22 protein-coding genes and 1 other RNA gene are annotated in these 25,214 nt (G+C 36.7%); 21 read left to right on the forward strand and 2 right to left on the reverse strand.

The annotated features are described in order from the left end of the window. Window positions 1-189: 189 nt before the first annotated feature. Complete coding sequence (locus ACIQX2_RS06245; RefSeq protein WP_402849112.1) at window positions 190-987, reverse strand: S1C family serine protease; 798 nt, start codon at window positions 985-987, stop codon at window positions 190-192. Between the two features lie 108 nt (window positions 988-1,095). Between ACIQX2_RS06245 and ssrS the strand changes: the two genes are divergently transcribed. The 15 genes from ssrS (at window position 1,096) to ACIQX2_RS06320 (ending at window position 14,929) form a co-directional block, all read left to right on the forward strand. Next, window positions 1,096-1,289, forward strand: a non-coding RNA gene (gene ssrS, locus ACIQX2_RS06250) — 6S RNA. 390 nt (window positions 1,290-1,679) lie between these two features. Further along, on the forward strand, window positions 1,680-2,993 hold the full coding sequence (locus ACIQX2_RS06255) for a GntP family permease (protein ID WP_402847776.1): 1,314 nt from the start codon (window positions 1,680-1,682) through the stop codon (window positions 2,991-2,993). Between the two features lie 92 nt (window positions 2,994-3,085). Next, entirely contained in the window at window positions 3,086-3,841 is a 756-nt protein-coding gene (locus ACIQX2_RS06260; protein WP_402847777.1) for an SDR family oxidoreductase, read from the forward strand. 167 nt (window positions 3,842-4,008) lie between these two features. Next, the gene (locus ACIQX2_RS06265) at window positions 4,009-4,920 is read left to right on the forward strand and encodes a LysR family transcriptional regulator (RefSeq protein ID WP_402849115.1); all 912 of its coding nucleotides are present in this window, start codon (window positions 4,009-4,011) and stop codon (window positions 4,918-4,920) included. Window positions 4,921-5,260: 340 nt separating this feature from the next. After that, on the forward strand, window positions 5,261-6,706 hold the full coding sequence (locus tag ACIQX2_RS06270; RefSeq protein WP_402847778.1) for a GMC oxidoreductase: 1,446 nt from the start codon (window positions 5,261-5,263) through the stop codon (window positions 6,704-6,706). 164 nt (window positions 6,707-6,870) lie between these two features. Continuing rightward, entirely contained in the window at window positions 6,871-7,494 is a 624-nt protein-coding gene (gene cdaS / locus ACIQX2_RS06275; protein WP_402847779.1) for a sporulation-specific diadenylate cyclase CdaS, read from the forward strand. A gap of 134 nt (window positions 7,495-7,628) precedes the next feature. After that, window positions 7,629-8,045: a MarR family winged helix-turn-helix transcriptional regulator gene (locus ACIQX2_RS06280; protein WP_402847780.1), complete on the forward strand. Its 417-nt coding sequence runs from the start codon at window positions 7,629-7,631 to the stop codon at window positions 8,043-8,045. Window positions 8,046-8,126: 81 nt separating this feature from the next. Beyond that, window positions 8,127-9,110 carry a ring-cleaving dioxygenase gene (locus ACIQX2_RS06285; protein WP_402847781.1) on the forward strand — a complete coding sequence of 328 codons (984 nt, stop codon included), beginning with the start codon at window positions 8,127-8,129 and terminating at the stop codon, window positions 9,108-9,110. A 17-nt stretch (window positions 9,111-9,127) separates the two neighbouring features. Then, entirely contained in the window at window positions 9,128-9,733 is a 606-nt protein-coding gene (locus tag ACIQX2_RS06290; RefSeq protein WP_402847782.1) for an NADPH-dependent FMN reductase, read from the forward strand. 147 nt (window positions 9,734-9,880) lie between these two features. Next, on the forward strand, window positions 9,881-10,822 hold the full coding sequence (locus ACIQX2_RS06295) for a ring-cleaving dioxygenase (RefSeq protein ID WP_402847783.1): 942 nt from the start codon (window positions 9,881-9,883) through the stop codon (window positions 10,820-10,822). Window positions 10,823-10,868: 46 nt separating this feature from the next. Further along, window positions 10,869-11,807 carry a ring-cleaving dioxygenase gene (locus ACIQX2_RS06300; RefSeq protein ID WP_402847784.1) on the forward strand — a complete coding sequence of 313 codons (939 nt, stop codon included), beginning with the start codon at window positions 10,869-10,871 and terminating at the stop codon, window positions 11,805-11,807. Between the two features lie 17 nt (window positions 11,808-11,824). After that, window positions 11,825-12,427, forward strand: coding sequence for a flavin reductase family protein (locus ACIQX2_RS06305; protein WP_402847785.1), 603 nt, complete (start codon window positions 11,825-11,827; stop codon window positions 12,425-12,427). Between the two features lie 56 nt (window positions 12,428-12,483). Next, complete coding sequence (locus tag ACIQX2_RS06310) at window positions 12,484-13,092, forward strand: alpha/beta hydrolase (RefSeq protein ID WP_402849117.1); 609 nt, start codon at window positions 12,484-12,486, stop codon at window positions 13,090-13,092. 223 nt (window positions 13,093-13,315) lie between these two features. Beyond that, window positions 13,316-13,726: a MarR family winged helix-turn-helix transcriptional regulator gene (locus ACIQX2_RS06315; RefSeq protein ID WP_402847786.1), complete on the forward strand. Its 411-nt coding sequence runs from the start codon at window positions 13,316-13,318 to the stop codon at window positions 13,724-13,726. 9 nt (window positions 13,727-13,735) lie between these two features. Then, complete coding sequence (locus ACIQX2_RS06320; RefSeq protein ID WP_402847787.1) at window positions 13,736-14,929, forward strand: MFS transporter; 1,194 nt, start codon at window positions 13,736-13,738, stop codon at window positions 14,927-14,929. A gap of 66 nt (window positions 14,930-14,995) precedes the next feature. Here ACIQX2_RS06320 and ACIQX2_RS06325 read toward each other — a convergent pair whose 3' ends face one another. Beyond that, window positions 14,996-15,385, reverse strand: a complete 390-nt coding sequence (locus ACIQX2_RS06325; protein ID WP_402847788.1) for an SLAP domain-containing protein — start codon at window positions 15,383-15,385, stop codon at window positions 14,996-14,998. A gap of 710 nt (window positions 15,386-16,095) precedes the next feature. Here ACIQX2_RS06325 and ACIQX2_RS06330 point away from each other — a divergent pair. From ACIQX2_RS06330 to ACIQX2_RS06355, 6 genes are all read left to right on the forward strand, one after another. Next, on the forward strand, window positions 16,096-20,496 hold the full coding sequence (locus ACIQX2_RS06330) for a S8 family serine peptidase (RefSeq protein WP_402847789.1): 4,401 nt from the start codon (window positions 16,096-16,098) through the stop codon (window positions 20,494-20,496). Between the two features lie 387 nt (window positions 20,497-20,883). Continuing rightward, window positions 20,884-22,347 (forward strand): hypothetical protein, encoded by a 1,464-nt coding sequence (locus ACIQX2_RS06335; RefSeq protein WP_402847790.1) that lies wholly within the window; start codon window positions 20,884-20,886, stop codon window positions 22,345-22,347. A gap of 225 nt (window positions 22,348-22,572) precedes the next feature. Continuing rightward, entirely contained in the window at window positions 22,573-22,866 is a 294-nt protein-coding gene (locus tag ACIQX2_RS06340; protein WP_402849120.1) for a PadR family transcriptional regulator, read from the forward strand. Beyond that, complete coding sequence (locus tag ACIQX2_RS06345) at window positions 22,863-23,963, forward strand: DUF2812 domain-containing protein (protein WP_402847791.1); 1,101 nt, start codon at window positions 22,863-22,865, stop codon at window positions 23,961-23,963. The genes ACIQX2_RS06340 and ACIQX2_RS06345 overlap by 4 nt, the downstream gene beginning before the upstream one ends. 124 nt (window positions 23,964-24,087) lie before the next feature. Continuing rightward, the gene (locus tag ACIQX2_RS06350; protein WP_402847792.1) at window positions 24,088-24,321 is read left to right on the forward strand and encodes a hypothetical protein; all 234 of its coding nucleotides are present in this window, start codon (window positions 24,088-24,090) and stop codon (window positions 24,319-24,321) included. A gap of 230 nt (window positions 24,322-24,551) precedes the next feature. Next, complete coding sequence (locus ACIQX2_RS06355) at window positions 24,552-25,211, forward strand: hypothetical protein (RefSeq protein ID WP_402847793.1); 660 nt, start codon at window positions 24,552-24,554, stop codon at window positions 25,209-25,211. Window positions 25,212-25,214: the final 3 nt, after the last annotated feature.

Raw genomic sequence — 25,214 nt, forward strand, 5'->3', positions numbered from 1 at the left:
TTCAGTTCTAACCGAGAGAATTGCAGCCAAGCAAGAGTAAATCGGTGTTAAGTGAGAGGATAAACAGGTTCCATCTGAGAGAACCGCAATAATGCGATAGTAAAACAAGCGCAAACGAGTGTTATTTCAGCACAGCCGAGAGAAATAAAAGAAAACCCGCTTAGCAAATGCTAAGCGGGTTTTCTGCAATCATTTTTGGGTTTTATAATATTCCTCAATCGGTACAAATAGTCCAACTTTTCCGTGCTCATCATGATCAAGAGTGGCAAATACAACTCCAATTACTTGCCCGTCTTTATCCAACACAGGACTACCACTATTTCCTCGATAAACTGGGGCTTCCATCATCATCACGGGTACATCCCAATCACTTAATTGATAAGTTTCAATTAAAGATCCCTCATTCGCAATACCAGTAAATTTGAGTGGATTTCCGATAAAAGTGATAGGATCACCAAATTCATAAGAAGGGTTTTCCGAAAGTTCTAGATATGGCAATTCCTCTTCATCCACTTGCAACACTGCAAGGTCTATAGACGGATAGGTTTGTATAACATCAGCCTTAAAACGTCCTGCTTCAGGAAAACCGACTATTACGCTATCATTATCCTCGACAACATGATAATTAGTGAGAACCTTACCTTCACTTGAAATGGAAAACCCAGTTCCTTTGCTATCATCCGTTAAAACAACAACGACAGCCTCTTTATATTGAGCAATATCCTCTTGTGCCGATAACCTAGCGGAGGTTTTGATAAATTCAATGGCTGGAATGGAGTAAATCTGAAAAATCATCGCAAATGTATTGACGAACAAGACGAAAGCCATTGTCCAAAATATCCATCTTGGAAAAGGACGTTTTGGTTTTGGTCTAGTTTTTTCTAATGCCTCTTTTTCAAGTGCTTCTTGTTGTGCTTCTAAAACTAGCAATTGTAATTCTTCATCACTAATTTCTTCAATCTCTCCGTCTATTGGCTTCTTATTCATATCCACTACATCACATCCTCATCCCAGCTTCTCTATTTTCTATTATACCTGATTAAAGGTTGAAATCATTTCCATTGAAAAACTGTAGAGAAAGGTATATTATATAAACATAAGCTGCATTGTACGTATGGATATTAAGTTTTAACCTTTAAGCTGTAACAGGGAGTTTTATATAGAGCTGGAATGACAAGCCTTATTCTCTTCGGACAATGAGGACATGCAGGATAGTTTCTGCGAACACCCACTTTGAGGAGTGGTGGTTTAAAACTTTCTAATGAATGTACGGCAAAGGCGGCTTACTAAAAAAAATAATATAGCAACACTTATAGAGCACTCTTGCCAGGAATGGTAAGGGTGTTTTTTTGTGCTTAGTATTAATTACGAAGTAAATTTTATAATATCCAGAAACTAAGTTTAACAAGAATAAATGAATGCCATAACTAAAATTAAAGACTAATTGAGAAGGTGGGTATAAAGGCTTAATTAAATAAAAGACTTATTTATCTAATAATTATAGTGACTTGTACACCAACGTTTTGATAGTGCTATAACATTTTAGTTATAGAAATAATAACCTTTCTACTATTTTTCATAAAAGATATATTGTGCAATAATGTGTCTTGTGTTTAGACATCAAATATCCACATTATTGATGAATTATTGTCACAAAGCAGGAAAAGGAGATAATCAAAATGGGTACTATCGGTATAGTAATTGCGATTGCGTTAATCGTCATTCTAGCAATGAAGGGTTATAGCATCGTTTTCATAGCACCACTTGCAGCAATTGTTGTAATTGTGACAAATGGTATGGATTTCTTTCCATCATTAATAGGAAATGAAAGTTCATTTATGACAGGTTTAGCAGGTTTTATAATTAATTATTTTGCAGTGTTTTTATTAGGGGCGATTTTAGCTCAATATATTGAAAAAAGTGGGGCAGCTCAATCCATAGCGCAAAAAGTATTATCCATTACAGGAACGCAAAAACCATTTTCTGTATTGGTTGCAGTTCTAGTAATTAGTGCAATTTTAACATACGGCGGAATTAGTTTGTTTGTCGTATTGTTTGTTGTTATTCCATTAGCGAAACCATTATTTAAAGAGCTAAATATTGCATGGAACTTAATCGTTATCCCAGTATTCATAGGGATTGGAACGTTTACTATGACGATGATGCCGGGAACACCGTCTATCCAAAACGTTGTTCCAACGAAATATTTAGGAACGACACTAACCGCCGCACCATTAATGGGGTTTGTTGCAACGCTAGTAGCGATTATCGTTGGTCTTGTATATATGCGATATGCTTTGAAAAAGAGCATTGCGGAGGGTAATACTTTTGCTCCTTATGCGGAGGGAAAAGAAGAGGCGCTTGCTTTAAAAGAAAAAATTCCTTCATTCTTTTTAAGTATCTTACCAATTCTACTATTAATCGTCATCATATTTATAGGTAGTGCGATGAAAGTGGATAATATCGTATTAATCGGCTTAGGTGCAGCGATTTTGACTGCAGCAGTACTGTTTCATCGTTATATTCCTTCGCACAAAACAGCACTTAGTTTAGGTGCAAATGGGTCCATCACACCTATATTCTTTACTTCAGCGGCTGTTGCTTTTGGTGTTGTAATTACAATGGCACCAGGGTTTAAGGTAATATCAGATTTTATCTTAGGTATTCCTGGTAATCCATTAATCAGTTTAACGATTGCTTCGGCTGTACTAGGAGCAATTACGGGTTCAGCTTCAGGTGGTCTTGGAATAGCGATGGAAGCATTTGCACAGACATATTTGGATATGGGCGTGAATCCTGATGCGATGCACCGTATTTCCGCGATTGCATCCTCTGTACTGACGGGGTTACCACATTCTGGTGCAGTTTTGTCATTGTTTGCATTGGCAGGATTAACTCATAAAAATTCATTTAAATATGCATTCATAAGTATGACATTGCCAATTTTTATTGCACTAATCGTAGCATTAATAATAGGTATTACATTCTATTAATAAAAATCATTGGGGGGAAAGTTTAGAGTCTCTCCCCAGTGAACAAAAATAAACAAACCAATCAAAATAAAAAAGTTGGAGGGTATTTAATTATGAAAACAAATCGTACAGTATTAATCACTGGTGCTGCGCAAGGTATTGGTTATGCAATAGCACAAGAATTTATTGCAAATGGTGACTTCGTAGCGATCTTTGACTTAAATGAAGAGGCTGCTATCGCTTCTGCTGAAAAATTAGGTAACGCAAAAGGTTACAAAGTAAATGTAGCTGATGAATCTTCAGTTAAAACTGCTATCGACACAGTAATCGCTGAGCGCGGTTCTGTAGACGTAGTTGTTAACAACGCTGGTTTACAATTTATCTGTAAAACAGAAGATTTCCCAGTAGAAAAATGGGATCTATTAAACGATGTTATTTTAAAAGGTACATTCTTAATGACGAAACACTCTTTAAAATCAATGCAAGCTCAAAACTACGGTCGTATCATCAACATCGTATCTGCACATGGTCGTATTCCAGATGCGTACAAATCAGCTTACTGTGCTGCTAAAGCAGGACAAACTGGTTTCTCTAAAGTGGTAGCTTTAGAAAATGCTACTAACGGTATAACTGTTAACTGTATCGAACCAGGTCCAGTACGCACTGAGTTAATCGAAAAACAAATTCCAATTTTAGCTGAAAAAGACGGCACTACTGAAGAAGAAGCAGTAGCTCATCACATCTTAGGTAAACAATGGATCAAACGTTTACTAGAACCTTCTGAAATCGGTAAAACTGCGGTATTCTTAGCTTCTGAAGGTGCTGCTGCTATTACAGGTGAATCAATTCCTGTAACTGGTGGTATGTAATTTAATACGCATTTTTAGAATTGTCTCCTTTCATAGGAGGCAATTTTTTTATCCTGTAACACGAGGAGAATTATTGTTGAGTTCTTATCCTCTTATATTTCAATAGAAATTGATTATAATGAAAGTGTTATGAGTTATAGGTAAAGGAGCGACCTGGTTTGAGTCAAATGAAAGACATGTCGGCCTTATATTTAGATACAATTCTGGAATATGGGAATATTTCACATGCTGCGAAAGCGCTTTATATCTCACAACCTTACTTAAGTAAATATATTAAAAATATTGAGTTAGAACTTGGGGTTGAGCTTGTTAATCGTCAAGTGACACCATTAACACTTACTTATGCCGGCGAACGATATCTTTCATATATGAAGGAAATCGAAGAGAAATATGTGAAAATGAAACATGAGTTTGAAGCAATTTCAGATTTAAAAAAAGGAAGACTTACTATAGGTATTAATCCTACTTTAGCATCCTATACATTGTATAAATTTCTACCTAAATTTATAAAAGCTTACCCAGGATTAGAAATTGAACTAGTAGAAGAAACCGCTTCGGTTATGGAGTCCTTACTTTTACAAAACAAAATTGATATTTGTTTAAATATGCTGCCTATTACCAATCCTGAATTAGATTATGTAAAGCTATATGAAGAGAATCTGTATCTATTGGTACCGAAAGGGCATCGATTACACGAATCAAAGTATAAAGGACCTACGCATATCCCTTTTAATCCGAAATTTTTGCAGCATGAACGTTTTGTCTTACTAAAACCTGGACTTGGTTTACGTAGACTGGTAGATCGAGTTTTAGACCATTATAATATAGAGCCAGAAATAGTTCTCGAAACGGAGAACGTTGAAAATGCATTTAGATTATCGAATAACGGTTTGGGTCTAACAATTATTCCAGGCTGTGTGGTTGAACGAGATAACATTATAACGGAGGCGAATTTATTTACTTTAGGAAATCCTGCATTTAAAAATATAGTGGTTATTAGCTATATGAAAAATGCAACATTGTCACCTGCAGCCATTGCTTTTTTACAGATGACGATAGAAGAGTATGCCAGATATTAAAATTTAAATTGTTTAAGACGACTCCCATTCAAGGATTGTCTCAAGCGACAAGCATAAGAGGGAGACGAAGAAAGCCCCTGATTGAAGTTTCACTTTATAGAGCACTCTTGCCAGGAATGGCGGGGGTGTTTTTTAAATTTTGACCTGGGTAAATAAATGGGAAGAGTCAAGTTAATTCAAACCCACAGTAATGTTGTGTGTAAATCTGTCCAAGGCCCACTTGAAACGATACAGAACAGCTTTTGCCTAAAGGGCGTTAAAACTTACCGTATTTGAACAAATCAAACAGTGGTGCATATCTTAAAGTGATAATTAAGAAAGAGGAGAGTGTACTACTATAGTGGTGAAATATAAGAACAATTGGATTCCAACGAAAACACTTGAAGAGATGTCAGGGACAAATTACGATGTACTTATTGTAGGAAGTGGTCCTGGTGGAGGAGCAACACTGCAAAGGCTCTGCGAACTGTGGAAAGGTCAAGGTGCAAAAAAAATAGGAATACTTGAAATGGGTGATAAATTGTTTCATTCTCATTCCCTAAATATTCCAACGCAAAATGTTAATACAGCAAGAGATCAACTCCTTCCAGACAATTCAACAGTAGTTGGCGAACGATTGCCAGAATTCTCCGGTGCCAGAATGGTATATGCACTTGGTGGCAGATCATTGTTTTGGAATGCGGCCACTCCAAGACCAATTCGAGAAGAACTCAATAAATGGCCAATTCACCGTCAGGAATTAAATGTATATTATCGGATGGCCGAGAAATTATTGCATGTGACAACCGATTATGCGGAAGGATCATCTATGCAAAAGATTCTTTTAAGAAAGCTTCATGCAGGGGGGATCCTCGAAGCGAATGATATGCCAGTTGCTTTTGATATGACACCTTCTCGTCAAGGAGAAGTCCACTCAAATCCTTGGTTTAGTTCTATCAATGCTCTTGCAGCCGCCCTTTTTGATCATCCATATGATCTTGCAATAAATGCCAATGTGTCACGAGTATTTTTGGAAAACGGGAAAACAGCTGGCGTAGAAGTATTTTCTCCAGATAAAACAGCGCATTTTATTCGAGCTAAAAATGTAGTGTTATCTGCGAGTACTTTAGAGACACCTCGTATATTGCTTAATTCAGGAATTCAAGGTCCTGCTATTGGACGCTACTTAACTGGGCACGTGTCCATCATTGCAATTGGAACAATAGGTAGAAATCAGTTTTCCGATAAAAATGGAAATTTATCAATCTTGAAATTTGAAACAAAGGAATCTCCATATCAAATCCAAATCTTAGGCCCAGATCAGTATTTTTCTTACCAGCAATTTGAGGACAAAGAGCTAAAGGATACTTTGATAATCGCATTCGCTGCATTTGGAAGGGTTGAGCCTAGGGCTGAGAACAGAGTGTATATTGATCCAGATGAAAAGGATGAGTTCGGTGTACCTTTACAACAAGTTCAATATTCATTAAGTGATAAAGACCTTCAAGTGGCTGAACAAGTTAAGCAAGGAATTATCGAATCTGCAGCCGCTATGGGAGTTACTTTAGATACTTCTACTCTAACTCTTCGTCCACCTGGAAGTGATATGCACGAGGCTTCCACTTGTAGAATGGGTGACGATCCAAATACTTCAGCTACAAATCTCCACGGTCAAGTACATGGTGTTCCAGGACTATTCGTCGCCGATAATAGTGTTCTTCCAACGTTAACAGCAGCCGGACCCGTTCTTTCTAATGTTGCTTTAGCTATAAGATTAGCAGATCATATTGTTCGCCAATCGAGTTAAATAATCTTATTTCAGCCCCGTTCTACTATTGGAATGGGGCTATATTTGTTTAAAATAACCCAGGCCAACAGATGGTCGTTCTATGTATGATTTACTACATTTTGGGTCAAATTAAAGATACACAGCAAGCTGTCGTTATTATTTTGAAACGAGGTATCTAGATTATGTCTCAGAATGTTTTTGATTTATCACAACTAAAATTGAAATTAACGGAAAGCTTAGAAAATATATCATTTGATATAAATAAAGGAATAAAAACTTTAAACAATGATAGTTATTGTGTTTTGGGGGAGCTTAAAGACCTCAAAGATAAGTTTGAAGAAGTAGAAACGATGGCTGCTACCTTTTATCTTAATAATTATTTGGCGCCTTATACCGATAAATACTTGGAAATATCTACTTGCATTCAGCATTTGTCTCACCAAAGACATGGAGCATTAATAGTTATTGAACGTAAAGATCAAGTGGACTTATTCATTCGAGCTGGTACGTCTATTGGTGCGACATTAACACAATCATTATTAGAGTCGATTTTCTATCCAGGAAATCCATTGCATGATGGAGCAGTATTAATAAGAGGAGATAAAATATATTCTGCAGCAAACGTACTCCCTTTATCTGGCATAGGGTCAGGGGGTAAAAAACTCGGTACTCGACACCGTGCGGCAATAGGACTCTCTGAAAAATGTGACGCGTTAGTACTTGTAGTTTCAGAAGAGACAGGGGTAATTTCTTTTGCAATAGAAGGAAGTCTTTTTCCCATGAGTGTGACTAGTTCGATGATTTGATGGGTTAAATTTATTATTTATTGATATTTACAAAACTGTTGACAGCTATAATGCTTTCATGTTATATTTAGTTCGAATTAAAGATACTTTAATTGAAGATAAATTAATTATAAGTATTAAGAGGAGTGATACGATTGGATTTTGCCACAGAAAAATTGAATGCTGTTACCGATATCCTTCGTGCCTCCCAATCGATTCAAGAAATTATTAGAAAAGATGCAGCTAGATATGAATTGAATCCTACAGAGTTTGCTGTATTAGAATTACTCTTTCAAAGAGGAGATCAGCCGATTCAAGTAATTGGGAAAAAGGTACTTATTTCAAGTAGTAGTATCACTTATGTGGTAGATAAACTTGAGCAAAAGAAGTTTGTTATTCGTAAAGCATGTCCGGAAGATCGTCGTGTGACTTATGCTAGTCTGACGAGTCATGGAAAGTCACTTATGGAACGGATTTTTCCTCAACATGAGAAAATGAAGAGTGGAGTATTTTGTAAGTTCACAAAAGCCGATTTGAACAAAATGATTGAACTGCTAAAAAAAATTGAATAATTGGTTTTAAATAATATTTTTTTAATAATTATCTCGAACTGAAGAATAATTAATTCTATATAAAAATTAGGAGGAAACACGATGAATCACTTAAAAGGTATACATCACGTAACAGCAATTACAAGTAGTGCAGAAAAAAACTATGAGTTTTTCACATTTGTATTAGGAATGAGACTAGTTAAGAAAACTGTCAATCAGGATGATATTCAAACGTATCACTTATTCTTCGCAGATGATAAAGGATCGGCTGGTACAGATATGACGTTCTTCGATTTCCCAGGCATTCCTAAAGGAACCCATGGAACGAATGAGATTTATAAAACAGCTTTCCGTGTACCGACAGATGCGGCTTTAGATTACTGGGTGAAACGCTTCGAAAAGTATGAAGTAAAAAACACTGGTATTAAAGAAGTGTTTGGTAAGAAGACTATTTCATTTGTGGACTTTGATGATCAACAATATATGTTGGTTTCTGATGAATTTAATGAGGGTATTGCATCAGGGACACCTTGGCAAGATGGACCAGTTCCATTGGAATTTGCGATTACAGGTTTAGGACCAATTCATATTCGTATCGCACAGTTTGATTATTTTAAGGAAGTATTGGAAAAAGTAATGTTAATGCGTGAAATCGGACATGAAGGTTCCTTGCATCTATTTGAAGTTGGAGAAGGTGGAAATGGTGCACAAGTAATTGTAGAACATAACACGATTCTCCCAGCAGGACGTCAAGGTTTCGGAACAGTACACCATGCAGCCTTCCGCGTAGAAGACACGAAAGTATTGTATGAATGGATTGACCATATGCAAGCGTCTGGTTTTGGTACTTCTGGTTATGTAGACCGATTCTTCTTTGAATCTTTATACGCTCGCGTAGCACCTGGAATCCTTTTTGAGTGGGCAACTGATGGCCCTGGATTTATGGGAGACGAGCCTTATGAAACAGTAGGAGAAATCTTGTCGTTACCACCATTCCTTGAAGGAAAACGCGAACAAATCGAGGCAGCTGTGCGACCAATCAACACCGTTCGCAGCACGCTCAACATAGAAAAAGAGTACTTATAAGGAGGTGAAATTAAAAAATGGGCTTTTTAAATAAATTATTTGGATCACAACAACAACAACAAGAGGAGGAAAAAACAATGACAAAATCAAATATAGGTATAATTTTAGGTTCGACACGTGAGGGACGCGTAAGTCCACAAGTAGGGGCATGGGTAAAAGAATTAGCGGACAAACGTGGAGATGCAAACTACACAATTATCGACATCGCAGAATACAAATTACCACTTTTAGGTGAAGCAGGCGGAGACGCATCAGGTGCAGCAGCATGGTCAGAAATCATTTCTAAACAAGACGGATTCGTATTCATCGTTCAAGAATACAACCACTCTATTACAGGTGCACTTAAAAATGCATTAGATTACCTACGTGAAGAATGGAACAACAAAGCTGCAGGTATCGTATCATACGGTTCAGTAGGTGGAGCTCGTGCAACAGAACATTTACGTGGTATTTTAAGTGAATTATTAGTAGCACACGTACGTGTACATCCTGCATTATCATTATTCACAGATTTCGAAAATGGTACAGACTTCAAACCAGCTGCAGTACAAGCAGATTCAGTAAACCAAATGCTAGACCAAGTTATTCCTTGGACAAACGCATTAAATACAGTTCGTAAATAAGGTATTTGATAGTGAATTCTTTAAATTACAAAATGTGCATGAGCGCATGTACATTTTGTGATTTATAAGATTAAATTCTGAACAAAACGCTATCAAGTATATTGAAGGTTTTGTTCAGAATTTAAAGCAAAAAAGGGAGGAAGTAAAATGAACAAGATAGCTGGCCATCATCATATTTCCATGATTACGAAAAAAGGCCGCCAAAACAACCAGTTCTATCAAAAAGTGCTCGGGCTTCGTAGAGTGAAAAAAACGGTCAATCAAGATGATCCAAGTATGTATCACCTATTCTATGGAGATTTAACAGGAAGTGCTGGAACTGAGCTTTCGTTTTTTGAAATACCTATGGTAGGGTCTACAAAAAGAGGGACGGATGCAATTACTCGTATAGGTTTACTCGTTCCATCTTATGATAGTTTACTATATTGGAAGAATAGATTGGAATTACTCGATGTACAGCATGGAGAGATTACTACCTATGCCGGACGTGATGCACTTCATTTTGAAGATTGCGAGGGGTTACGACTTGTCCTTTTAAATAATAATGGAGATGAAGTGCCAGATTACTGGCAGTCTTGGTCGGATTCAATCGTATTAGAAGAGCATCGTATTCTTGGTATGGGTGCAGTAGAAATAACCGTAAAATCTCTTGAAAGTCTAGCAAATACATTAGAGAATTTATTTGAATATGAGCTTGTTTCACGTAATGACAACGAAGCTATCTACCAATCGGTAAAAGGTCAGACATTTGGTGAAATTGTCATAGTGGAGCAGGACGGTCCAAAAGAAAAACCGGGTAAAGGCAGTGTACACCACGTAGCTATCCGTGTAAAAGATGGAGAAGAACTGCGACAGTGGCAACAGCGTATTAAAGACTTTGGTTTTAGTGTAATGAAAATTACAGACCGGTATTATTTTGAGAGCTTATATTTTAGAGAAAACAACGGAATATTATTTGAGTTAGCAACAGACGGACCAGGTTTTACAGTGGATTCAACGATTGAATCTTTAGGTAAAGAATTAGATTTGCCACCATTTTTAGAGGGCAGACGAGCAGAAATTGAAGCAAAATTAGAACCGATTGATTAAAAATAAATTAAATTGAGAAATTTAGCTTGTTGAGAGGAACATAATAATGAAAAAACAAACAGCAGGTATTCACCATATTACAGCAATCGTTGGTCATCCACAGGAAAATATTGATTTTTATGCGGGAGTATTAGGTTTACGTTTAGTTAAACAAACGGTGAACTTCGATGATCCTGGCACTTACCATTTATATTTTGGGAATGGCGGAGGAAAACCGGGTACAATTATTACATTTTTCCCTTGGGCAAATGCTTATCCAGGAAAAATTGGGGACGGTCAAGTTGGGGTTACAACGTATGTAGTGCCATTAGGGTCATTAAGTTTTTGGGTAAATCGATTTGCAACATTATCGATTCCATTTAAAAAAGCAGAGCGTTTTGGGGAACAAGTGATTCAATTGGATGACCCTCATGGCTTGCAATTGGAGCTTGTTGAACGTGCAGAGGGTGAGCAAAACGACTGGACATTTGGCGGAGTAACACCAGAAGTTGCGATTAAAGGTTTTGGTGGGGCCGTACTATATTCAAGTAGACCAGAAGAAACTGCTAAAACATTAACAGAAGTAATGGGACTTGAAGTAGTTGGAACAGAGGGAGATTATACACGTTTTAAAGCTCCTGCTGATTTAGGAAATATTATCGATCTAAAAATGGTAACAGGAGAACGTGGCACAATGGGTGTTGGTACTGTTCACCATATTGCTTGGCGTGCACAGGATGATGCAGATCATCTTGAATGGCAACAGCATGCAATTAGTCTTGGTCAGCGTGTAACGGAAATAAAAGATCGTTACTACTTTAATGCATTGTACTTCCGTGAATCAGGAGAAATATTATTTGAAATTGCAACAGACCCTCCAGGATTTGCACATGATGAGTCTCAAGAAACTATGGGCGCACAGTTAATGTTGCCATCGCAATATGAACAGCACCGTGACCAATTAATGAATTCACTTATTCCAATTCAAGTGCGTCCAATCGACTAACAGAGGGGCTGAACTTATTGATTTCTATTGATCCTAAACAAAATAGTGAGCGAGATAATTATAAACTTTTAATTGGGTCTATAATTCCAAGACCTATTGCTTTTGTGACCACACAATCGAGCAATGGTGTTGTTAATGGCGCTCCATTTAGCTATTTCAATATTGTTTCATCTAATCCGCCGATGGTATCCGTTTCTATCCAGAGACCAAATAAGCTAAAAGATACAGCACGTAATATTTATGATAACGAACAATTTGTTGTGCATATTGTGGATGATGAGAATGTAGCGAAAATCAATGAAACAGCTGCTTCATTACCTCCTGCAGAAAGTGAAATCGAATTAGCAAATCTGACACTTGTACCTAGTACAAACATTTCTGTTCCTGGTATAAAGGAATCGAAATTTCGAATGGAGTGCAAACTTGTGCAAGCCATTCCTTTAGGTGGAGATGGACCAGGAAGTGATTTGTTCATCGGAGAAATTGTAACATTTCATGTCGATGATGCAATTTATGAAAATGGTCGTATTGATCCAAGAGGTTTAAACGCGGTCAGTCGTTTAGCTGGCTCCAGCTATGCAAAAATCGGAGAAATCTTTTCAATAGATAGACCTAAATGAGGAACCTAATTTTATACTTTTAAACTAGCTCTTTTTGAAAGGAGAGAATAATGACTATGCAACATATTTTCAAGCAAGGAACAAATAGCGAAAAACCAGTTCTATTACTATTACATGGTACTGGTGGCAATGAACATGATTTACTATCTTTAGCCGATATAGTGGACCCAGATGCATCTGTACTCAGTGTACGAGGTAATGTATTAGAAAATGGGATGCCCCGTTTCTTCAAGCGCCTAGCAGAAGGTGTATTCGATGAAGAGGATTTAATATTCCGTACAAACGAGCTTAATGCTTTTTTAGATGATGCTTCGACGAAGTATGAATTTGATCGTCAAAACATTGTTGCTATTGGTTATTCCAATGGAGCAAATATTGCAGCAAGCCTACTATTCCATTTTAAAGATGCACTTAAGGGTGCGATTTTACATCATCCGATGGTACCAAGACGCGGCATGACTCTTCCAGATTTAACAGGAACCGAAGTGTTTATCGCTGCAGGAACAAATGATCCAATTTGTCCTCAACGAGAATCAGTTGATCTTCAACAACTATTAGAAGATGCTAATGCTACGGTTGGTGTTCAATGGGTAAATACTGGACATCAACTTACAATGGCAGAAGTAGAAGCTGCAAAACAATGGTACCAACAAATTTTTAAATAAAACTATGAGGTAGTATTAGGGGGATATTTGATACCCTTTATAGAGCACTCTTGCCAGAAAAGGTGAGGGTGTTTTTTTGAGTTTGTCGAAAGGTCTAAAATAGTAAACGGGTCCAGCAAAAGTAATTGTGTATTAAAGTTCCTTTACAAAACAAGTCAAATGCTTTTTAATTAATTAGGTTAACTAACTAATTTTGATAAGTTTTTAGGAGGGTACTACTAGTATGTATTCGATGTTTGCTAAATTTAAAATTTTTCATCGACCTTATGCGAATAATTTACAGCAAGTGTTAAGCCCTTATCATATGTCAGAAGCCCAGTGGGGATTAATCCGATATATATATGAGGTTGGTCCTGCAACAAATTCAGAAATTGCTTTATATTGGAGTGTTGAGAAGCCTTCTGTCACAGTACTTGCGCAGAAACTAATAGATCAACATTTGATATACGTACTTCACGGAACAGATAAACGCAAAAAAGTAATGCATTTAACAGAGGAGGGCATAGTAAAATATAAGCAATTAAAAAAGGCAGTTCATTCTTTCCAGTCTTCTCTTTTAGAGGGTGTTACAGAAGAAGAATGTGAGATAGTGGAAAAGGTTTTAGACAAATTACAACAAAATATAAGAAAGTAGTGGTAGGTGATGAACAAGGAAAAACTTTGGACAAAGGAATTTATAATCGTTTCAACTATCAACTTTTTAGCAACATTAATATTCTTTTTGTTAATGGTAACAATCGCATCTTATGCAAAATTGGAATTTGGGGCCACTACTAGTACGGCGGGCTTAGTATCAAGTATTTTTATAATTGGTTCATTGTTAGGGCGACTTGGTGCTGGACGTTTCATCGGTCAAAAAGGACCTATTAAAATTTTATGGATTGGTTTAACTTTCTTTGCTACTACATCGGCACTTTACTTCTTGGCGAATAGTATTCCCCTACTATTGGCTAACCGATTAGCGCAAGGGATTGCCGTTGGAATTATTGGTACTGCAACGGGCACCATTGTGGCTCATATATTACCAAGTGCTCGTAAAGGAGAGGGGATTGGCTACTTTAGCTTAAGTGCTATATTAGCAACAGCTGTTGGTCCATTTATCGGGATTCTACTATTAAAAATGGATGATGGATTTAAAATCATGTTCACGATGAACCTAGTTTTGTCCGTCGTTTGTATATTATTCTTTGCAGCTGTAAAACTAAAATTACCTCCTATTAAACAGCCAGAGATAAAAGAAGAAAAAAGCTCGATTTTTTCTCAATTTATCGAACCGAAGGCAGTACCTATTTCTTTTATTGCATTGATTATCGGCTTTAGTTATTCTGGCGTTATGACATTTTTGTCATTTTATGCGGAGTCCATTAATCTAGTTAGTGCAGCTAGTTATTTCTTCTTAGTTTATGCAATTGTAATTATTTTCTCCCGTCCATTTACAGGTAAATTAATGGATACTCGAGGTGCGAATATCATTGTTTACCCTTGCATAGTTATATTTGCAATCGGCATGTGGTTCTTTAGCCAAGCTACGGCAGGATGGATGCTACTTCTTGCAGCAGCATTTATAGGATTTGGTTACGGTAACTTTAATTCAATCGCACAAACGATTGCAGTTAAAGTGACAGAGCCTCATCGTTTTGGTTTAGCTACTGCAACCTATTTTATCTTATTTGATATCGGTTTAGGTATAGGACCTTACGTTCTAGGTTTTATCGCACCAGAGACTGGGTACCGTGCAATCTTTGTTGCAATGGTTTTAGTAATTATTCTTTGTATTCCACTTTACTATTTACTACATGGTAGAAAAGATAAAGAATTAATAAAATCTGAGCTTTAAAAACACAACGCCTAACGAAATATCATTTCGTTAGGCGTATTTTCTATTTTACTTGAATTTAGGTCTTTAAAGACGTTTTGTTTCCATTTCTAACTTTCCATTCCCACAAATTTCTTTCCTTATTAAACCTTCAATCGGAAAGATAAATGTCCAAGGTGTACTTGTTATTGGATTTATAATTAGTTTTGGAACAGTAAATGTATGCTCTGCAATAATTGTTTCCTTTTCTATATAGGTAAGTTTTTGATTTTGAAATGTCAGTTCCGTATCGGTAAAGTTATGAATCAAGACAGTAATCAAAATCTCTCCTTTATAATTCATCGCTTCCCAAATGGGCTCCAATCGAATACTTTGTCCATCTCCCTCTTTACTATTTTGAAAAATATCGGTTATTAGTTCTCTATCCTTGATAGCAATAGCCTTTTCCCATGAAGATTCAAATTGTAACTTTTGCATACACAAAACTCCTTCGTTAAATAATCCACTTTAACCATACCAGTTAACTTCACACAGTAAAATCTTTCAACTTTTTAGCTGTGATACATGTCGAAATGAGCTCTGTATTATTCGACAGTTTGGAAGGAGTAGTTCTAAAAGTATAGGGATTATTAGAGTTTATAGTATAAATATACTTTCTATTCTTTGTGATGCAGAATAATTTTATTCTTAATAAAAATGATAGAAAACATTGGATTACTGTCTATTTACAAGAGATTAATTATAGTTAATAAGGACTATTTAGAAAAGTAGATAAATTTATTAGTACAGACCCGCTTTATGAAACTGGGTAGAATTAATTATTTATTTAAAAGTATAAAAAATATGTAGAAATAACAAAAAGTTATTATTTGCACTATTCATATTGGTACCAACGATTCTATGGATTTTTTTCTCATAGTTTGATTTTGAAAGCAGTTACTATTAACCTATGAAAAAAATATTAAAAATAGTTGATTATTATTAATTTTGAAAATTCGGATAATTGGCGACATAGTTCGACAGTAATTAGAATTAGTTTCCTTTATTGTTGTAGATACACCAAGAGAGATTTAGATTGTCACCATTGATTCTATTTACCAAAATATTTTGGGAAGGAGGAGAAGGTGTTTTTTTGTGGTCTTTTGTAAGTTCTTTTGGTAATAAAATCTAACAAAATTCAGGGAGGAATGAAGTTGAAGAAGAAAAAAAGTCAAACTAAAGTTCTTAGTGTTGTAGCTAGCGTACTTATGACGTTTTCACTTGTTGCACCAAATGTTGTAAGTGCTGAAACAGCAAACAAACTTCACCAATCGTTCAGGGATTCAAGCTCTAATTCTATTTCTGCGAAGGGCAAGCTGAACAGTCGATTACTGGAAAGCTTCAAAAGCGATGATAAAGTTACGTTTCTAATAAAATTCAAGGAAAAAGCAGATTCTTTACAAGTAGCTGAGGAAGCTAGGGAAGATGCTGAAAAGGCAAATTTGTCTTCTCATAATGCTAAACTTATCCAACGCTCTGCAGTTGTATCAGAGCTGAAATCTACTTCCTTAGAATCTCAACAAACCGTCACAGAGTTTCTAGAGCAAGAAGTGGCGAAAGGGAATGCGAAGGATATTGAATCGTACTATATAGTAAATGGAATGTCTGTTACAGCAACGCAGGAAGTTGCTGAAAAATTGGCTACATTCCCAGAGGTAGAGAAAATCTTGCCGAATGAAACCCGTCAATTATTTACTACAAAAACAGAAAATGCAGTCGCTCCAAAGGCGGAAACTGCAAATGTCGAATGGAATGTGGAACGCGTCAAAGCGCCGGAAGTATGGGATATGGGGATTGATGGTGCGGGAACTGTTGTAGCAAGTATCGATACAGGTGTTCAATGGGATCATCCTGCTCTAAAGGAAAAATACCGTGGCTATAATAAGGCAAGTGGAGCAGTTTCTCATGACTATAACTGGTTTGATGCAACTGCAGGACGGGCTACACCATATGATGACCAAGGGCATGGAACACATGTAACGGGAACAATGGTTGGTAGTGAACCGAATGGTGCAAACCAAGTCGGGGTTGCTCCAGGAGCAAAATATATTGCAGTTAAAGCATTTACTGCAAGTGGTGGTTCAGATACGGATTTACTCGAAGCAGCTGAGTGGATTTTAGCTCCAACGGATGCAGCGGGCAATGTACGTGTCGATATGGCTCCAGATGTTGTGAATAACTCATGGGGTGGCGGAGCCGGACTGGATGAGTGGTACCGTGATGTCGTGATCAATTGGCGTGCAGCAGAAATCTTCCCTGAATTCTCTGCGGGTAATACTACACTTTCAAACCCAGGTGGACCAGGGTCTGTAGCAGCACCTGCGAATTATCCTGAAGCATTTGCTACAGGAGCAACAGATATTAATAATGCTGTAGCTGGTTTCTCATTAAGAGGACCTTCTCCATACGCAGAAATTAAACCTGATATTTCTGCACCGGGTGTTAATATTCGTTCATCAGTACCTGGAGGCACCTATGAGGGTGGGTGGAATGGTACTTCGATGGCTGGTCCAGCTATATCAGGTGTAGCCGCTTTACTTCGACAAGTGGATGCGAATCTAACAGTCGATGAGATGGAAGAGATTCTTTTGAATACTGCAATTCCATTGACAGATTCGGTGTATCCAACAGTGCCGAATCATGGATACGGGTATGGATTAGTAGATGCCTATGAAGCAGTTGGGTCAATCATTACAGGTCTTGGAACATTAAAAGGGCAAGTTTCAAAACAAGGCGATGACAATGAGGCGCCTGTATTTGAACATACTGCACCAAGGGAAACGTATACAGGAATGGATTTACCTTTGACAATCTCAGTTACTGACAATATTAGTGTTGCTTCAGTTAACCTGAACTATAAAGATGCAGATGGTGTATGGCAAATGATTGAAGCTAGACGCACATCTGGCGACTATACGGATGGAGTATATACTGTATTGGTACCTGGAGATTTTATTACAGGTGAAACATTAACGTACAAATGGACAATAAATGACTTTGGTAATAATGAAGTAGTTAGTGAAGAATATGTAATTCAAGTGAATCCAGGTATTTCCGTAGGTTATTCAGAAGACTTTGAAACGACTCCTGTCGGCTGGACATCTTTTGGACAGAAAAATAGCTGGGAATGGGGTATTCCAACAGTAGGCCCTGAAAGAGCGGCATCTGGTGAAAAAGTATACGCTACTAATTTAGATGGAACTTATGAAAGTTCTATGAATGCGACACTCGTTATGCCTCCAGTAGATTTACCAGAAGGAAATTCATATTTGCAATTCAAGCAATGGCATGAGTTTGAACAGTCTTCTTCAGGAAGAGCGTGGGATTATGGTCATGTATTTATTTCTACAGATCAAGTCGAGTGGACACAACTGTTAAAGGTTCAAGGAACATCTAACGGATGGATCGATGCAGAAGTTGATTTGTCAGCATATGCAGGGCAACGTGTTTACATCGGATTTAACGCTTTTTCAGATGGAAGTGTTGTGAAAAAAGGCTGGTATTTAGATGATGTTGTTTTAGCAGACCTTTCTCAAACTGGAAAAGTATCAAAAGGAAATAGTTCAAAGAAGGAAAACAAAGATAAAAACAAGGAAACAGACAAAAAGTCATTAAAAGAAGCAATTGATCCTAAAACAATTAGACCTGTATTGCCAGTAAAAGAAGCACCTCCAGTAGTAGACACAATCGTTAATCCAACACTTCTACCACTAGGTGCTCAAGTAAGTGTCTTAGAATCTGGTCGTTCGGTATATTCAAGCCCAGCTGACGGGACATATTCACTAACACATGGTGCAGGAACATTTACAGCTAAAGCAGAAGCTTATGGATTTGAATCGGAAGAAAAATCAGTAATCATTGAAGCAGATGGTACTACAACTGCAAACTTTACATTAACGGAAATTGCAGAAAATACGGTAAGTGGTTCTATTACTGACCAATCGACTGGAGAAGGAATTGAAGGTGCCACAATTATCCTTGTCGAAGATGCAAATATTACACCTGTAGTTACTGATGCATCAGGTAACTACTCGCTAACAGCATATGAGGGAGACTACACATTAAAGGTAATTGCTCGTGGCTATCATAGCCAAGAAGTTACCATCACAATCGGTTCAGATGCGACTGTACAAAATGTTGCCTTAGAACCTTACTACACATATCCAGGTGGAGAAATTGGCTATGATGATGGAACTGCAGAAAATGCACGTGCTTTCAATGCAGCAGGAAACGCTTGGGCTGTGAAAATGTCACTTCCGGAAGGCAAAGAGAATGGAATTGTTACGGATGGAGTTTTCCGTTTCTGGGATACTGAATGGCCAAACCCAGGTGGTACGGCATTTGCAGTTGAAGTATGGGATGCGACTGGTGCAGATGGTACCCCGGGTAAAAAACTTGCAGGTCCTATAGATGCAACAGCACTTCGTAATGGTCAATGGACTGTAGTCGACCTTACGGAACACAATATAACCGTGAATGGTGACTTCTTTATGGTGTATCGTCAAACTTTTGCGAATCCCAATACACCTGGATTAGCAACAGATGAAAACGGAGTAAACGCAGAAAGAAGTTATCAAGGAGTTTCCGGAGCATGGTCGCCTTCTCCAGCAGCAGAAGGGAATTACATGATTCGTGCTCGTGTTAGTTATGAAGTAGTTGGTCCAATTATTACTTCGCCAGAGGCTGGTTTAGTAACAAATGAACCACAGTTTACTGTAGAAGGAACAGCTTCGCCTACAACTACAATTAAGCTAAAACAAAATGGCGAAGATGCTGGCTCTGTGGTCGTTGACGAAAGCGGTAAATTCTCTATTGAAACTGAATTGACAGAAGGGTCCAATAAATTTGTAGCAGTTTCTGTGTTAAACGATCGAGTAACAGGTCAATCAGAGCCGGCAACAGTTATTCTGGATACAGTCAAACCTAAACTAACTATCGATAGCCCAGTAAACGGTGAAAAAACAAATCGTGAAACTGTAACTGTTCAAGGGACTATTGCAGATGAAAATCTAAACTTTGTTCGTGTGAATGGAGAAGTTGCTACCGTTTCAAATGGTAAATATTCTAAACGAATTCTTTTAGATGAAGGAATCAACGAAATTGTAGTGAAGGCTAGTGATAAAGCTGGTAATAGTGAATCCAAAAAAGTCACAGTTACAGCAGATTACAATGCTCCTGAAATTACAAACCTGAAGCCTGCAAGCGATCTTTATCTAGCAACAGGTAGAAGCGTCAAAATTGAATTTGATAGTGACCCAGGATTAAAACCTTCATTTGTTATCCATATGCCATTAACAAATGTAGGGAATGTGAACAATGCAACAGAGCTACCAATGATGGAACAAGGCGCTGGACATTACGTTGGGTATTGGACAGTACCTGCTGATACTGTTGCGAATGGAGCAGTTATCGAAGTAAAAGTGGTAGATGAATTTGCAAATGAAACAAGACAAAAAGCTACAGGTAAACTATTTATCAATGTTCCTACACCAGCGGGAGGCGCTACAGCAGTAAAAGAAGAAACACCACTCAAAGATATAGCAGAATAAGTTCAATATAAGGATGCTAGAGAGGAAAATTTCCTCTTTGGCATCTTTTTGCTTGGAAAAAGATACTTGATCAAGTAAATAAAATGCGATACCAAGTATTTTTTTGACTAAAGTAGAGAGAGAGAATATTTCTCCCGGTTTAACAGGTTGTAATACCCCCACATAGAACATAAACGAAAAACGCCACAATATGTGGCTTCATCTATGTTACTCACATCCTGTGAGCCTCGGTTAAACAGGATGTTGGCCACCCAGGCATACCGCACTACGCGGCGATATTTGACTGAGTTCAATTTTTTCATTAGAGGGGAACGAAGAAGAAAGAACCCTCCACTGATGGAAGTTTCATTTTATTGGAGCATATGATGGTTTAAAAGGGGTGTAAACGTGAATGATTATGTGAATGTGCTATTGAATTTTCTACCACCAACCGCATCCATCCTTGAATTAACTGGACTTCCTAATAATCCAGCGGTGTTGTTGGCTGATATCGATGATGATCAAATCAGTGAATTAATCGGAGCATACAAATATAAAGACCAAAATTACCTTGTAATTCTAAAAAAAGTCCATGACCAGTGGCTACCTTTAATACATATAAAAGGAAGTGGATATGGCATTTCAAGCCTAATGGCGGCACCAATTACAACTAATTGGGTGAACACACTCATTGTCGGCTGGCAAATAGGTAGTGAATGGTCCGTGTTAGATTTATTACAATGGGTGGATGGTGGAATTATACGATTGCCTACATCCAATATAGCTTATAGCAAATTGGATGTAGAAGACATGCCTGGTCTATACGGCCCTGATGGTCAATATGAACTCGCTATATGGGTTCATGATACAGGAGAAGCGTATAAAGTAGATGTATACCGTTTCGAAGAGAATAAGCTAGTTTTAGCTAAGGATGTATATCCGTATTACTTTAAGAGAGTAGAGGATTATTATGAAAGACTACTACAATCCAATGATTTCTCTTATTATTGGTACTATTTAGCAGAGGCTCAGAAGAAGGCAGGTGATTTTGAACAGTTTATGATCTCTATTGATAAGGCTTTGTCTTTCAGTGAACCGTACCCTTCACTTGAGTATTTACTAAATATGAGGCGGCGAGTGTTAGAGCATATGCAAAATAATAGCCCTAACAATGATGAGATTATTGTTTATTCTAGAGGTGATTTGACCGGGAATGGATTTTTGGACACTGTTTATCTAACTGGGGAAAAGACGAAGGGAAGTCCATTTTGGCAGAACATCACTTTAAATGTTTTGTATCAACATGAAAATACGTTAGAGAGAATTTATCTGAACCAAAATGTTGGATATAATCCGACCATTTTTCTTGGTGACTTTACTGGTGATCAAGTAGATGACATTTTAGTTGTTATTGATACTGGAGGAAGTGGGGGGACAATTTATGCATTTGTCTTTTCCTATTTTGATGGGAACATGCAACAAGTATTTAACGTAGAAGAGTTTAATGAAACCTCCAAATATGAAGTTCATTATCAAAACTACTACCAAGTTAAAGTAGTTAGCTCTTATCCAAACAAGCAATATATATTAGATCTGACGTATAAAGGGAAAGAATATTTATCGGAAATTTATGATGAAGACGGAATTCTAAAGGAACCGATAGAGGGCTGGGTAGACCCTGTTAGTGGGTTGTATCCTATTGACTTTGCTAGGGACGGTACCTACGAACTAATGGCTTTTCAAGAAATTGCAGGAAGATATCATGCAGATGCATTGGGATATGTTGAAACAGTACTTAAATGGGATGGGCAAAAGTTTATATCTGATAGGCAGAATGTTTCCATTTACGGAGAGGATATCTCTTCGGATTAGTCAAAAGAATTGCTACCAAGTTCTCAATTTGGGGCAATTCTTTTTTGATGCAAGACTATTAATCCTTGGTCAACCAAGTAAGCTTGCTATATTCTCCTACAATAGCTTCATGATGAAGAAACAAATGAGAAAAAATATTGCATGTTTATGTCGCATCGTGATATAGTCGTATCGTGACATAGTGGAGGTGCGGAATTGGAAAAAATACTAAAAAAATATATACCGATGTCTGAAACAGCCTTTTATATATTGCTTTCTTTAACTGAACCATCTCATGGATATGGAATTATTAAACGTGTCGAGGATTTAACAAACGGTAGATTAAAACTAGGGTCAGGTACTATTTATGGCACTTTAACCAAAATGCAAAACGATGGAATGATTATCGTATTTTCTGACGAAAAGCGTAAGACCATTTATGAAATAACTAAGCTTGGCAAAAATGTAATGCAAGCAGAAATTGGTCGCTTAAAAGAATTGCACACGAATGCATTAAGTTTAGAGGAGGAATTCAAATGAAAAAGATGAGGTGGTTGTGGAGTTATCGAATCGATTCGACTGAAAAGTGGTTCGAAAATCTGATGGGAAAAGGTTTTCACTTAAAAAGTTTTAACCGTTTTTCAAGAATTTTCACTTTTGAGAAAGGAGATTCTATAGAAAGAAAAGTACGAATTCATTATGGTGAAAAAGTTATTGCCCCTAAGCTTGTTTCTGCTGACTGGAAAACTGCAGCGGTGTCCGGAAAGTGGCAAGTGCTTACAAATGAGAACATGGATATTTCCGTTTTTCCTAGCAAGGATCAATTATTTAAACGTACTCGAATGCATGCTTATTTGTATTTGTTACTCTCGGCCTTTTACTTATCTTCCTATTTATCATTTATATTTTTGTTTGGCATGCTTATTAATATTACTAATGAAACTTTTCAAATTGGACCACTATTAGTACCTATTATTATATATGTTGGACTAGTGACGTTAACCATTATTGTGTTTAAAGCTTATCGTAGGTTTGAAAAGCAATTACTTGGTACTGACGTCATCAAAAAGTCTGGAAATAAAATTCGTAGATTTCGTCCTGGTTGGATGTATGAACCACTACGAACCAAGATTTGGCTCGATGAAATGGTAAAACAAGGTTTTGAACTTGAGTCCGTTTTTGCAACGATTTTTACATTCCGCCCTAAGAATAAAAATAACATTGCCTATGAAGTAACATTTGAACCTAAAATTAATGCTAACTACTTTCAGCTTCACAAGGATTTTGGGTGGGAGTTAAAATACACATCCAATATTACATGGTTGAATTATACGATCTGGGGGATGCCTTATGAGGAAGAGAGCGAAAAACCTGCATTTTCCTATGATGAACTAGAGAGAAAAAAAGCGGCTAAAAAGGCGTTTATGATGAACATTGGAATGACTGTCCTTCTATTATTAGTCATGGCACAGTCTATATATATTAATATTATCGCCTTTAAGCATTCATTTTTTGAATGGTCTATTATGGGGGCCATTCGTTTAATGCTAGTAGTAATGAGTGTGTTTTGGCTTGTAATGTTTGTTCGGATTGTTATGGGATATCGAAAAGAATTGAAATTAATTAATTCATACTAATTTTGACATGAGATGTAATCCTTTTTGTTTTGCTTATACTAGATAGCAGTTCACAAATTAGACAATAATAATTGACAAATTTGTGAACGTGTTGAATAATATAAGTATAAAGGAGTGTTACAGTATGGAAAATTACGTTAAAATGTTGCACGCCACTAAATATGTTGGTGCTACTTTACTTACAATAGGAATTGCTATCTTTTTATACGGAGCATTAATCAGCGGACTAAGTACAGCTATAGGTATTGGAATAGGTGTTGTTATGGGAGCGGTTTTCATCTTTTTAATCGGAATGATTTTAGTTGCTTCGGAAGAAATGATTCTTAACTCCAATCAATGCAAAAAAGAAAGTATCTAAAATAATAATGGGTTCCTTTACCCTATCGTAAACATTCAAAATGTAGTAAAAAATGACTATCAAATTGTATATCAATTTGATAGTCATTTTTGTTGATATCTTTAAAAAACATTTTTAAAAGCAAATAATAACTTTAATACTAAAGACGCAATACACCAAGAAGATGACATTGTATTTTCATGGCATTTTTGGCGGATACAAGACATACCTTCTTCTACAGGAGGGATTATATGTTTAAAAGGATATTGATTATTTTTGGAATATTTATAGTGGGAATATCCTCATTAAACCTGTTAAATAAGCCTTTAGAAGTTAATACTTCTGTTGCAAATAAAGAGGAACAAGACCATTTATTTACTAAGGAAGAAGAGCTAAATATTTCTACAATGAACATTGTAACTGAAAAAATTCATGAGAAATATAAGGAGTTGCAGTTTGCTGTAAGCTCGAATTCAAAGAAAGAGCTGAAGATACAAGTTGAAGAGAATGAAGAATATTTTGATTCGGTTAATAAGGATATTGAGTCCATTGCAAAAAGAGTAATTATATCCTCCACATTAAAAGATTATACAGTTTTTGTAGAAAGACTAGATTTATCGTCCCTTACCGAAAAAGTTGAAGATATTAACCAAGAACTTCTCCACTTATCATCTACTTTAATGAAAGGGCTTGAAGCTTACGGCGTAATCGGAAATATAAATACTGATTATCAAAAATCCATTAACATTCAAACGTCAATAAAAGGTTCAGATAACGATGCACTTAAGCTAGCAATGCAAATCGAAGAGACAGTAAATGAAATCTTAGATTATAAAGAACTAAAATCTGTATCTCATATTGACTCTTATGAAATTAATATATTGAATAACAAAGGGAATGTAGTAAATTAGTCA

The sequence above is a fragment of the Psychrobacillus sp. NPDC096623 genome (genome assembly GCF_044762655.1).
In the GTDB taxonomy this organism is placed as follows: domain Bacteria; phylum Bacillota; class Bacilli; order Bacillales_A; family Planococcaceae; genus Psychrobacillus.